A 12,563-nucleotide genomic window follows, 5' to 3' on the forward strand; every position below is an offset into this window, starting at 1 on the left:
TGAATGTTTAAGAGAAATGTTTTTTTCTAAACCAAAAAGCAACATTTACTAAAGCTATTAAAGCAGGAACCTCTACTAAGGGGCCAATAACACCTGCAAAGGCCTGACCGCTATTTATGCCGAATACCCCAATGGCTACCGCGATTGCAAGTTCAAAATTATTGCCGGTGGCCGTAAAAGCAATTGCGGTGCTTTTTGAATAATCAGCTCCAAAATATTTTCCAATAAAGAAACTTATTAGAAACATCACGACAAAGTAAAGTACCAGAGGAATTGCAATACGTATAACATCCATGGGAATCTGAACAATCAGTTCACCTTTCAGGCTAAACATAAGTACAATTGTAAAAAGCAACGCAATCAAAGTAACAGGTGAGATGATGGGAATGTATTTATGTTGAAACCACTCTTCGCCTTTTAATTTTATAAGAACATAACGGCTAACAATTCCCAGGGCGAAAGGAATCCCCAAATAGATTCCGACACTTTCCGCAATTTGCTTAATACTGATGTCGATCTCAAAACCAGTATAACCAAAATAAGGTGGCAATATGGTAATAAAAAGATAAGCATAAAGACTATAAAGCAAAACCTGAAAAATACTATTTAAAGCAATTAACCCGGCGGCGTATTCCCTGTTTCCATCGGCCAGATCATTCCAAACAACAACCATGGCAATACAACGGGCTAATCCAATTAAAATTAGCCCCATCATGTAATCAGGATATTCCTTTAAAAATAACAACGCTAAAACAAACATCAAAATAGGGCCAACAATCCAGTTTAAGAACAAAGAGGCGCCTAATACTTTTGTGTTTTTAAAAACGCTTCCCATTTGTTCATACTTCACTTTTGCTAATGGCGGATACATCATCAATATAAGGCCAATAGCAAGCGGAATATTTGTTGTTCCACTGGAGAAAGAATTAATTATACGCCCGCTTGATGGAATAAAATACCCAATAGAAATACCTGTTGCCATGGCAAGGAAAATCCAGAGCGTTAAGAAACGATCAAGAAATCCAAGTTTTTTTCGTTCTGCAACAGGAGCACAATGATTTACTGACATATTATTTTTTTATTTCAGAAAAAACATAAAACATTTCGGTCGCGATTTGCAAGCTTCGTTCCTGATACTTTTCAGTTTGTTGGGGTGTGTTATCAAAAGCTTTTGGATCCTCAAAAGTAACCGGAATACGTTTCTCTGCTCCTGTAATAAACGGGCAGCCTTCATCAGCTTGTGAGCAGGTCATAATAGCTGCAAAATCATCTTCGGGATTAAAAACATGATCATATGCTTTCGAAAATCCGATTACAGGAGGCTGTGCTGCTGCAAATTTTATTGCATAAACAGGATTTTTTCCTTCAGAAAGTAATTCAATAAGAAACCCTGATTTTTTTAGGGTTTCTGCAACTTTTGGGAATAATGCTGTTGCTTCTGTTCCGCCAGAATAGCAAAAAACATTTTTTACATCAAAATAATAGGCCGCCGTTTGTGCCCAAACCTGAGATAAGTGACTACGTCTCGAGTTATGGGTACAAATAAAATTTAATCTGATCTCAAGATTTCCGTTAACTTTTGACTGTATAAAATCAATCAGAGGTTGTAATGTTTGTTTGCGATCTGCTGTAATATTTTCAAAATCAAATAAAGAAACAATTTTATTTAATTCGGGAAATAAGGTATTTGAATTTGACATTTTTTAAAGAATTAATTAGCAGCATCCGCCACCAGGTGTACAAGAATTGGCAGTATCAGCATTTAACTCTTTAAGTTTAAATTTTGATTTTTCTGATGGAATTCCACATTGTTCCTGCGCTAAGCAAGCTGTTTTTTTGTTGATTAATTCAAAATCTTTTCCGTTGAAATCCAAATCATACTTACCAATGGTGGTGTCCTGATATTCCACTTCAATTTCAAAATCTTCTATTCCAAGAACTTTTTCAGAAAGTTCAATAATATGAATTAGTTTTTGTGGTTTTAAACGGTGTTCAAAATCATTGGCATCCCACAGTTGGAAATTCACAACCGTTTCTTTTCTAACGCTTCCACCGCAATCAATAAAGTTTTTGGTAATTAAACCTACTTCGGTAACGTGAAAATGTTCCGGAACAAAGCTTCCGTTTGGCAATTGAAAATTTACTGTTTCAACAGTAGTAAGCAATTTTTTAATCTCTGAAAGTTTCATAATAATTTGATTTAACAATTAACAACATTCCTTTTTATTTTTCTCAATATGAAGCGCGATAGTTTCAAAAAAGCCTTTTATTTTTTCAAAACCTGCTTCATTAATACAATAACAAATGGCGTTTCCATCAATATTTCCTTTAATTAATCCGGCATTCTTTAATTCCTTTAAATGCTGAGAAACTGTAGGTTGTGAAAGCGGTAATTCGTTGACTATATCTCCGCAGATACAAGTATTTACTTTAAGCAAATATTCAATAATAGCAATTCGTGCCGGATGGCCTAAAGCTTTTGTTAAAGTAGCCAATTCGTTTTGATGATCAGTAAAGTGATCTGATTTAGATGCTCCCATTGGTTTATATTTATATTGCAATATTACGATATATATTTTTATAAAAAAAGAAAATAACGTATTATTTTCTTTTTTTATAAGAATCTAACCCAGGCTTAATCAGGCATTTTTCCCGACAATACCAGAACTAGAGCTACAAGTAGTAAGAAACAGGTTAAAAATATAATATGACTTAGTATCGTCAAAAAAAGAATGCTTTTGTTTTTGACATGTTATTAAAAAATTGAATGTTAGTCCAAAATGTCAAAATGACTCCAATTATATAAGTCATCGTTGAAAACTTCTCAACATGATTTTTACTACTTAAATATAATAGCACAGGAAATGTCAAAATTTGTACAAAGAGTCTTTGTGAAGCTTTGAAAGTATTGAGAACAAAAAATTCAAAAAAATTATAACCTTGTTTCCTGAATACTATAAAGGTTCCAATAGTATAAATTGGTATAGTAGCAATGGTTACCCATGAAAAATGTGCTGCCATCCATTCGTTGTAATCACTCAAATCTATACCATCATCATTGGAATTTGCAAATATATTGATTTCGTAATAATGACATAAAAATCCGTATAAAGCCCCAAGAACAGCAACTAACGACAAAGGCTTAAAATGTTTCACCCGTTTCCCTTCGATAAATTCTCTGATTGAATGTCCTGGCCTTGTAAATAATTGTTTTAAAGAATATGGAATTCCTTCGTCAAAATGCAATAGACCATGTTGGATATCATGCCATAAAAAATGAGCATTAATCTTATGTGTTTCGGCCGTCTGTCCACAGTTGTTACAGTAGTGGCCTTTAAAAATCTTATTACAGTTTTTGCAGATTATTTCCATTCTAATTTTCTTTATAATTTTTATTTCAAATTATTCAATTGCATTCTTTTTAAAACCATTAGGAAACATAATAGCTAATAGCACTACAATTAATAAAAAATTGTATTCAACACCATTTCTTCCTCCGCCAACTACAAACCAGCCGTCTTGAAAATGAACTAAAATAATTCCCATTAGTAAAACAAAAATTGTTACAAATCCCGCCAGTTTTATATATTTATTCAGGATTAAAAGTAGCGCTGCCACCACATGTGATAATTTAATGGACCAGGCCAGAAAAACGCCAAAAGGGGCAAAACCAATTTGATTTAAATATAAATTTCCAAAATCATTAATACCGTTATTAAACATTCCGAAAACGGAGTGGGTGAGAAGAATAATGGCTACAGCAATTCGTAATAGTAAAGTTCCGTTCATGATTTGTTTTTGTTAGTTGAATTAAAAATAATAAAAAAACGCACATTAAATAAATTAATATGCGTTTTGAGTTTTAAGCGACCTTGATATTTTACACTTTTCCTAAAGTATACAATTGGGTCATTGTTGGTGTTAAGCTTCCTCCAGCTGGCTCAAGCGTAATTCCAAAGGCTTCAGCTTCGTTGGTACGATCTACAGCGAATATTTTATTTGAATTTCCTTCAAAATCGCTCAATAAACCAATGCTTGTTGGTGTAAGCACCGGACTTAGTTTTAAAGCCCAAACCTGGTAAACCATTCCTTTTGGAGGTTTTGGTAAACCTGCAGCATCTATATAAGTAGTTTTGGTGTCTTTGTTCCAGTACACTTTAGCAAACGATGTTGGAGAAACAGCTTGACCACCAAGTGTCACGCCTGTATTTTTGATATCTCTAACGATAGTTAAACTCTTCTCTGTTTCTTTATTTTGTTGATCTAAGTAGGCAAACTCTCTTTCAATTTTCGTTTTTTCACTGCCAACAGTTGCAATAGCATCTTTGGTTTTTGTCAACTCTAAAGTTTGATAACCAAGTCCTAAAAGCAATAAAACTGCCGCGGCCCAGCCCACATATTGAGACCATTTCGAAGCCGGTTTCATTTCGACTACTTTGCCATGTTTCAGTTCTAAACGAGCTTTTATCTTTTCGAAATTCGCTACCGAATGAAAAGGCGAGAAGCTTGATGATAAAGCCACAATAGCTTTTTCTATCGAAATAATTTCCTGCTCTACTTCGGGGCTCTTTTTAGCCATTTCGGCTATTTCTAAATTTTCAGTTTCACTCAATAAACCATAAACGTATAATTCCAGAATTCCTGAGTCTATATATTCTTGTGCTTCCATTATATTTTCAAATAATTACGTAAATCATTAATACAGTTTCTGTTTTGCGTTTTGATTGTTCCCAGCGGCAATGCCAATTCTTCTGAAGCTTCTTGTTGGGTATATCCTTTAAAAAATAACAAATCGATAATTTCAATACATTTTGGTTTCAGTTTTTTGACGAATTCCTGAATTCCAATGGTATCAATTTTATTAAGTAGTTTGTTACTGTCGTCTAACAGATTTACGAAATTATCTGAGGAAAGGTTTTTTTGGCTATTATTATAATTTTTTGATCTTAATTTATCTATTGAGGTATTACGGGCAATATTAAGGATCCAGGTATAAAAACGGCCTTTACTTTCGTTATACGAATCGATATTTTTCCAGATTTTGACAAAAACTTCCTGCAAAACATCTTCAGCTTCTTCTCTGTTTTTTATCAAAACGTGAATCACCGAATACAAACTTTTGGAATACATATCATACAAGTGGGTAAAAGCTCTTTCGTCTTTCTTGTAGATCAAAACTAATAATTCTTCTTGACTCATAGATTTAAGGTTTTTAAGTTTTTAAATAAAGTTTTAATACTTTTTTTCATTCCTTGAGATAAAGATAATTCATTTTTTTGTTAATATTTTAATTTTTTTAACAGTCTAAACCCTAGTAAAACAAGGCGATGAAAAAAAATATCACTTTTTTTTCATTTTTTTAAAACCAAAAGCAATCTAATCTCGTATATGCTATTATAACATATAAGAATAATTTTTGAAAATAGCAAAATAGCCAAAAACACTTTGAATGATAATTATTTAAGTGATAGTAAAATTTAGTTTTAGCATAAAAGATTAAAAAATAAAATCTAACAAATAAAATTTAATACTATGAAAAATCTGAATAAATTAAAAATTTTAATTGTAGCACTGACTTCTGTTTTGGCATTGGCCAATTTTGATTCCAAAAACTCTCGAAAAGGAATTGTCAGGCTCCATCATTCAACTTTAAATAGTACAGTTTGTCAAAACGATTTTATTCAAATTACTCATAAAGTATAAAAATATAATAGTTGGTGTCCCCGGACTTCCAACCCGAAAATTATTCGCAAACTGTATTTTCCAAATTAAACGAATTTAAAATTTTCCTTATACACGCCACTAGAAAGATCAACTGGGAAAATAAATTAAGGTTTAAATAATTTTCACTATAACCGGGAGGCATCAACTATAATTAGAAGATAAAGTAATTATAATATAAGAATTCAGGATAGCACCAATTTCTTATTTATAAGATTAAAGAAAATATTAATTCATGGTTTGATTTGTTTGTATGGGGAGAAGCCTAACGAGTGATTAACGTTAGGCTTCGTTTTTTTATTTAACTTATGTTTAATAGAAAATAAAGCAATCAAAACCTTTCCGTCAAATAGATTTTAACTAATTTTATAAAAAATTAAACGATGAACAAAATAGCATTTTTAGTTTGTAGTGCAGTCTTTTTGATGGCGGCACAACTTCAGGCTCAAACAAGTATCAATAAATCTAAAACAGAAAAAGTCATGGGAAAACAAACCATCTATCAATTTAAAGTGGAAGATTTATCAGGAAACACTTTTGATTTCGCTTCTTTAAAAGGAAAAAAAATCATGATTGTAAATACCGCTTCAAAATGTGGATTAACACCTCAATACAAAGATCTTGAAGCCGTTTACAAAGAATATAAAGATAAAGGTTTTGTAATTGTAGGTTTTCCGGCAAATAATTTTGCATCTCAGGAACCCGGCACCAATGAAGAAATTCAAACCTTCTGTCAACAAAATTACGGTGTAACTTTTCCTATGATGGATAAAGTTTCTGTAAAAGGAGATGATATGTGTGAGGTATATAAATTCTTAACGCAAAAATCTAAAAACGGTTTACAGGATTCTGAAGTTGAATGGAATTTCCAAAAATACCTAATAGATGAAAAAGGAGAATTGGTTAAAGTAATTAAACCAAAAACATTAGTAACAGAGCCAGAAGTGATTAATTGGATTAAAAGTTAATTCAAAATAATCTAAACCAAAAAATCCACAAATTTGAATTTAAATTCAGGTTTGTGGATTTTTTTTAGGAGCTGATTCCTGCTGTCCACTGTATCTTTTGTGTCCGCTGCGGCAGACACAAAAGGACGCTGTTCCCATCAGTGCTAGGGGACTTGTTTTCAAAAGAAGTACTGATTTCCATTTAATTTATTTCTTCAAAACCTCAATAATTCTTTTTTCAATAGCAGGTTCAGTATCTGAATGCCCAGCATCTTCAAGGTATACAATAGATCTTTTAAGTTTATTGTGTAAGGTTTCAGCATGTTCAACAGGGCAAATTGAATCTTGTTTTCCATGAATGATAGTTACTGGGATGTCATCGAGAGTATTTGTATTATTCAAAATATAGTTTTCTTCAATAAAACAATTATTACTTAAATAATAGGCTTCCATAATTGCTAAAGATTCAAACGGGAATTCCTGAATAATAGTTTCAATTTCCATTTCAGTAATTCCTTTTTTAAAAATAGATATCTCGTAAAATACCCATTCATAGCAATAAAAAGTTCTATTTTCTGCGGTTCCATTCAGCATTTGATCCAAATAGTATTCTGATATGCTTAAATCCGAATCTTTTGGAACGTTCCCCTTAAATCTGTTCCATTCTTTTGGAAAGTCATTTTCAACGCCGCCATTCAAATAATGATCAATTGATTTCTTGTCCCCAAGAAAAATTCCTCTAAGCAAAAGACTTTTTACTTTTTCGGAATTTTGAATTGCAAACACAAGACTTAGTGTTGTTCCCCATGAGCCTCCGAAGACATTCACTTTTGGTATATTTAAGTGTTTTAAAAGGACATTGATATCATCAACAAGATCTCGAGTTGTATTTTCTTTTATACAACCAAAAGGTTTGCTTTTTGAAGATCCTCTTTGGTCAAAAAAGATAACTTTATGTTTCTTAAAATCAAAAAAACGTTTGTCTTGTTCTGAAAATCCCGCGCCAGGACCACATGAACAAATAAATAAGGTTCTCCAGCATCAGCTCCACAAACCTCATAATAGATTTCATGAATTTCACTAACTTTAAGATAGCCCGCTTCTAATTGATAATCTGTCTCCACTATTTTTGATTAAATCTATTTTTGAAAGATTGACGCAAGATTCGCATAGTACTTATTGAGAAAGCTTTGCGAACTTTTACGTATTTTAAGCATAATCCAGGTAAAGAACCTTTGCGTTCTTAGCAGTTAGATAAGAATCAGCTGCATGAAAACCAAATCTAACCAGTGATCAAATTTGTAACCCACTTCACGAATTGTTCCTGTGACCACAAATCCAAATTTTTCATGAAAAGCGATACTTCCGGAATTATCAGCGTCAATGGCACCAATCATTACATGATAACCTTGTTCTTTTGCTAACCGAATTAATTCAGTTAATAATTTTGATCCAATCCCTTTTCCAATCACATTATCTACAACATAAACGGAATGCTCAACCGTATATTGATAACCAATTTTTTCACGAAATTGCCCATAACTTCCAAAACCAACTACTTCGCCATCTAAATCAGCCACAACAATAGGAAGATTTTTGGCAGTTTTATCCTCAAACCATTTTGTTTGCACTTCAAGCGTTTGAATATCATAATTATAATTTGCTGTTGTGTGCAAAATAGAAAAATTTACAATGTCCAGAATTTTTTCTAAATCATTTACTGTTGCAGGTCTCAGAGTAAGGCTCATGGTTTTATAGGATATTATTTTGTGTTTAGTTCAGCTAACAAAGTATCTACTTCCTTGGTATTCCAGGTCATTTCGGTACAAATGACTTTGGCATCGTTGGCATATTGCAAAGCTAATTTTTTGTCTTTAATCTTATTGTAAAGTCGCGCGACGAGCAAGTTCCCATCATAAGAATCATTCAGCTCTAAAGAATGTTTAACCCATAAAATAGATTTTTTAAGACTTTCGGTATCTTTAATATGTTTCAGATACGTTTGTCCAATATCTTTTAAAAAACTAGCATCGTTCCAAGCTAATTTCTGAGTATCTGCAAGCGTTACTTTTTTATAAAACTGCCATTTTTCTGTTCTTTCAGCCAAAGTCAGATCAAATTTAAAAACTAAAGAATCTGTTTTCTGTAAGCGGATTGATTTTGCAACTTCTCTTTGTTTGTAATAGTTTACCGTGTCTAAATTGTCAACTAACGGACGCAGCAGTTCTGTTACAATACTTTCTATTTTACGATCTACACGATTTTGTGAAGCTACAGCTGCAAATTCCTTTTGATGTTTTAAAACGTATTGAAATTCTCTTGAATTGATATCGGTCACCCCATTTGCAATAATTCTCCAATTGGTTTCGCTAACCAACTGTGTATCAGATTGCGTATTGAGATAAGTATGCGTTGCAGGAGATAAATCGGTTCTGTCTTTTCCCTTTTTCAAAGTATTTAGGTAAGCAAAAAAATTGGTTGAATTACTTGGATCTGCCAGGAATTCTTTTTGCAGATAAGGCAATTGCATTCTTGAATTCAAGGCATATTTGACCTCAGTCATGAACTCATTCGTTTTCATTTCGCCTTTTAAAGCGTATAAAAGAGTTTCATTGGAATCTAAAAATAAAAAAGTAGGTAATGATTTGGTGTTGTACTTCTTTTTTAGCGCTAATCCTTCTTCCTTCTCAATATTTTTCCAGATACAAACATAATTCTCCTTTAAAAAATCCATTACATTTGGGTCGCTAAAAACTTCTTTTTTCATCTGATTACAATGAGGACACCAATCGGCGTAAAGCATTATGAAAAGTGGTTTTCCTTCTGTTTTTGCAGTTTCTAAAGCTTTTTTATAAGGCGTGTCATCAGGAACAAATTGATTTTGTGACTTTACGGTTTGTATTGAAATACAAAGCAAAAAAAGATAAATGAAACGCATAGGAAGTTTATTTCGATCAAAAAAATGCTTTTACAAATATATTTCCTTTTTCTAAAAACAGCCTTAATATCTTCCCAATTTATAAGTAAATCAAATGCGAAGTTTGTAACTTTGTGGTATCAAATGAAATCTTCAAGTTTAGATTTCCTTTAAAAATAATACGCCATACGAATGATTTACCCCAAAATACCGCTTGCTCAAAGCATTATCGAAATTTGTTTAGCAAAAGGAATTACCCATATTATTATTTCTCCTGGATCAAGAAATGCACCTTTAACAATAGGTTTTGCACAAAATCCTAATTTTACCTGTTACAGTATCGCAGATGAACGTAGTGCAGCTTTTTTTGCATTAGGAATAGCACAGCAAATTAAAAAGCCAACAGCCATTGTTTGTACTTCTGGTTCTGCCTTATTAAATTATTATCCAGCGGTGGCTGAAGCATTTTACAGCCAGATTCCTTTGGTTGTGATTTCTGCAGATCGCCCGCAAAGTAAGATAGATATTGGCGATGGACAAACCATTCGTCAGGAAAATGTTTTTCAGAATCATTCCGTTTTTAATGCTAATTTAACCGAAGATGCTTCAGAAGAAAATGATTTAAAAATCAATAAAGCTATTGAAACGGCCATTCTTCAAAAAGGACCGGTTCATATCAATGCACCCTTTGAAGAACCATTATATGAAACTGTTTCAGCACTTTCTGTTCAGCCAAAAATTACGCATTCTGAACAAATTATCGGAACAAAAACTATTGAAAATGTAGCTGATTTTGTTTCGATTTGGAATTCGGCCAAACGTAAATTAATTATGGTTGGTGTTAACGAGGCGAATGTTATCGATCAGGAAATTATTGACAATTTGGCACAAGACCCGTCAGTTGTAGTACTTACAGAAACGACTTCAAACCTGCATCATCCGGATTTTATTAATAGTATCGATACTTTAATTACGCCATTTGATGATGTTGATTTTAAAGAGCTTAACCCAGATGTTTTAGTAACTTTTGGAGGTATGATTGTGTCTAAACGCATAAAAGGATTTTTGCGTAAACACAAACCAAAAGAGCACTGGCATATTGATACTTTACGCGCTTACGATACCTTCAATGCCCTGACACAGCATTTTGTAATGCAGCCCAACGATTTCTTTAAGGATTTGTTGTCACAAACGGAGTATACAAGAAGTAAATATGCCGAAAAAATTGGTACAATTTATAAATTTCGTAAAATCAGAAGAAATCAATATCTGGAAAAAATACCCTTTTCAGATTTCAAAGTTTTTGAGAAAGTTATTGAATCTCTGCCAAAAAACAGTCAATTGCAAGTTAGTAATAGTTCGGCTATTCGATATGCACAATTAATTCATATCAATCCGTCTATAGAAGTTTTTTGCAATAGAGGGACAAGCGGAATTGACGGCAGCACATCTACAGCAATTGGTGCTTCAGTAGGAAGCGGAAAACCAAATGTTTTTATTACAGGCGATATTAGTTTCTTGTATGATAGCAACGCTTTATGGAATGCTTATATTCCCAAAAACTTCAAAATTATTTTGATTAATAATGGAGGTGGAGGAATCTTCAGAATTTTACCCGGACATGAAGAAAAACCGGTTTTTAATACTTATTTTGAAACTTCACATCATTTAACAGCTGAACATCTTGCAAAAATGTATCAGTTTAATTATTTGACTGCTTCTAATATTGAATCATTAGAAACTAAAATTCAAGAATTATACGCACAAGATGATACTCCGGCCATTTTGGAGATTTTCACACCAACTGTAGAAAATGATGTTGTTTTAAAGCAATATTTTAAAGAGTTAAAATAAAAGATTTAAGGCGCCATTAAAGTGGTGCCTTTTTTATGTAAAATATTTTTCGCTTTCCCATTTTCAAACTTCGTACATTTGCACCTTAGAAACTTGGTCGCTTATTGACTTAGAACCTTAAAGAATATGATTGAAATAGGAAAATACAATACACTTACAATATTACGCGATACCAAAGTTGGTTTATTTTTAGGAAATCCTGAAAAAGATCCGGAAGGAATTCACGATATACTATTACCAAATAAATACGTTCCAAACGAATTTGAAATAGGCGAAGAGCTTATCGTTTTTGTTTATTTAGACCACGAACAACGTCCGGTTGCTACTACATTAGAGCCTTATATTTTATTGAATGAATTTTCACTTCTAAGAGTAAATTACATCAATCAGGTTGGTGCTTTTATGGATTGGGGAATGGAAAAAGACATTCTGGTTCCGTTTAAAGAGCAGGCACGCCCAATGGAAAAAGGAAAGCGTTACCTGGTTTACCTTTATATGGATGAAAAAACCAATCGTTTGGTCGCTTCAAGTAAACTGAACCAATTTTTGTCCAACGATCAGCTTACTGTTGAAAAAGGAGAAGAAGTTGATTTGATTGTTTCTCATATTACTGAATTGGGAATCAATGTAATCATCAATGAGAGACACAAAGGTTTACTATATAAAGATGAAGTTTATGATGACGCCATCAGAACTGGAGACAGAATGACGGGGTACATTAAAAATATTCGTCCTGACAATAAAATCGATGTAGCTTTACAGTTGCAAGGTTATCAAAGTATTGAACCAAATGCTGAGAAAATTTTAGATGAATTGCGCGCCAATCGCGGTTTCTTAAGATTAAATGACGCCTCACATCCGGAAGATATAAAAACGGTTTTGAAAATGAGTAAAAAGACCTTTAAGAAAGCTATTGGAGCTTTATATAAAGATAAACTGATCGAAATCAAAGAAGATGGTATTTATCTGGTAAAGGAAAATTAGAACGTTCTTAAACCTTAAAAATATTATTATAACAAGAAAGGCTGCTCATTACAAGCAGCCTTTCTCTTTTTATTCAGTTTTAAAAAAAATTGTAATTAAAAAAAAACAGAAATAAAATTATTCGAATCCATTGAAATAGT

Annotated in this window: 15 protein-coding genes; 4 read left to right on the top strand and 11 right to left on the bottom strand. The window is 32.5% G+C overall.

Going from position 1 to position 12,563, the window contains the following annotated elements:
* Positions 1-7: 7 nt before the first annotated feature.
* The 8 genes from arsB to Q7C23_RS05375 all read right to left on the bottom strand — a co-directional run bounded on the left by arsB (position 8) and on the right by Q7C23_RS05375 (position 5,199).
* Positions 8-1,069 carry an ACR3 family arsenite efflux transporter gene (gene arsB / locus Q7C23_RS05340; protein ID WP_375031534.1) on the bottom strand — a complete coding sequence of 354 codons (1,062 nt, stop codon included), beginning with the start codon at positions 1,067-1,069 and terminating at the stop codon, positions 8-10.
* Position 1,070: 1 nt separating this feature from the next.
* Positions 1,071-1,700 (bottom strand): low molecular weight phosphatase family protein, encoded by a 630-nt coding sequence (locus Q7C23_RS05345; RefSeq protein WP_375031535.1) that lies wholly within the window; start codon positions 1,698-1,700, stop codon positions 1,071-1,073.
* A 15-nt stretch (positions 1,701-1,715) separates the two neighbouring features.
* Positions 1,716-2,189: a DUF6428 family protein gene (locus tag Q7C23_RS05350; protein WP_375031536.1), complete on the bottom strand. Its 474-nt coding sequence runs from the start codon at positions 2,187-2,189 to the stop codon at positions 1,716-1,718.
* Positions 2,190-2,207: 18 nt separating this feature from the next.
* Entirely contained in the window at positions 2,208-2,540 is a 333-nt protein-coding gene (locus Q7C23_RS05355) for an ArsR/SmtB family transcription factor (RefSeq protein ID WP_375031537.1), read from the bottom strand.
* A gap of 181 nt (positions 2,541-2,721) precedes the next feature.
* Complete coding sequence (locus tag Q7C23_RS05360) at positions 2,722-3,372, bottom strand: DUF3667 domain-containing protein (RefSeq protein WP_375031538.1); 651 nt, start codon at positions 3,370-3,372, stop codon at positions 2,722-2,724.
* A 30-nt stretch (positions 3,373-3,402) separates the two neighbouring features.
* Positions 3,403-3,789, bottom strand: coding sequence for a DoxX family protein (locus Q7C23_RS05365; protein ID WP_375031539.1), 387 nt, complete (start codon positions 3,787-3,789; stop codon positions 3,403-3,405).
* Between the two features lie 91 nt (positions 3,790-3,880).
* Entirely contained in the window at positions 3,881-4,669 is a 789-nt protein-coding gene (locus Q7C23_RS05370; protein WP_375031540.1) for an anti-sigma factor domain-containing protein, read from the bottom strand.
* Positions 4,669-5,199, bottom strand: coding sequence for an RNA polymerase sigma factor (locus Q7C23_RS05375; RefSeq protein ID WP_375031541.1), 531 nt, complete (start codon positions 5,197-5,199; stop codon positions 4,669-4,671). Before Q7C23_RS05375 ends, Q7C23_RS05370 begins: the two co-directional genes overlap by 1 nt.
* A 333-nt stretch (positions 5,200-5,532) precedes the next feature.
* Here Q7C23_RS05375 and Q7C23_RS05380 point away from each other — a divergent pair, with 333 nt between their 5' ends.
* Together Q7C23_RS05380 and Q7C23_RS05385 are read left to right on the top strand one after the other, a co-directional pair.
* On the top strand, positions 5,533-5,703 hold the full coding sequence (locus Q7C23_RS05380; RefSeq protein ID WP_375031542.1) for a hypothetical protein: 171 nt from the start codon (positions 5,533-5,535) through the stop codon (positions 5,701-5,703).
* Between the two features lie 401 nt (positions 5,704-6,104).
* The gene (locus Q7C23_RS05385) at positions 6,105-6,689 is read left to right on the top strand and encodes a glutathione peroxidase (RefSeq protein WP_375031543.1); all 585 of its coding nucleotides are present in this window, start codon (positions 6,105-6,107) and stop codon (positions 6,687-6,689) included.
* Between the two features lie 186 nt (positions 6,690-6,875).
* On the opposite strand, the gene Q7C23_RS05390 is transcribed toward Q7C23_RS05385, so the two are convergent.
* The 3 genes from Q7C23_RS05390 to Q7C23_RS05400 all read right to left on the bottom strand — a co-directional run bounded on the left by Q7C23_RS05390 (position 6,876) and on the right by Q7C23_RS05400 (position 9,606).
* Positions 6,876-7,691 carry an alpha/beta fold hydrolase gene (locus tag Q7C23_RS05390; RefSeq protein WP_375031805.1) on the bottom strand — a complete coding sequence of 272 codons (816 nt, stop codon included), beginning with the start codon at positions 7,689-7,691 and terminating at the stop codon, positions 6,876-6,878.
* A gap of 227 nt (positions 7,692-7,918) precedes the next feature.
* A complete protein-coding gene (locus Q7C23_RS05395; RefSeq protein WP_375031544.1) occupies positions 7,919-8,416 on the bottom strand; it encodes a GNAT family N-acetyltransferase in 498 nt (165 codons plus the stop codon).
* A gap of 14 nt (positions 8,417-8,430) precedes the next feature.
* Positions 8,431-9,606 carry a thioredoxin family protein gene (locus tag Q7C23_RS05400; RefSeq protein WP_375031545.1) on the bottom strand — a complete coding sequence of 392 codons (1,176 nt, stop codon included), beginning with the start codon at positions 9,604-9,606 and terminating at the stop codon, positions 8,431-8,433.
* 171 nt (positions 9,607-9,777) lie between these two features.
* Between Q7C23_RS05400 and menD the strand changes: the two genes are divergently transcribed.
* Together menD and Q7C23_RS05410 are read left to right on the top strand one after the other, a co-directional pair.
* Positions 9,778-11,439, top strand: coding sequence for a 2-succinyl-5-enolpyruvyl-6-hydroxy-3-cyclohexene-1-carboxylic-acid synthase (menD, locus tag Q7C23_RS05405; RefSeq protein WP_375031546.1), 1,662 nt, complete (start codon positions 9,778-9,780; stop codon positions 11,437-11,439).
* Positions 11,440-11,565: 126 nt separating this feature from the next.
* Complete coding sequence (locus tag Q7C23_RS05410) at positions 11,566-12,423, top strand: S1 RNA-binding domain-containing protein (protein ID WP_375031547.1); 858 nt, start codon at positions 11,566-11,568, stop codon at positions 12,421-12,423.
* The last annotated feature ends 140 nt before the right edge of the window (positions 12,424-12,563 follow it).

This window comes from Flavobacterium sp. LAR06 (assembly GCF_041946075.1).
Classification (GTDB): Bacteria; Bacteroidota; Bacteroidia; order Flavobacteriales; family Flavobacteriaceae; genus Flavobacterium.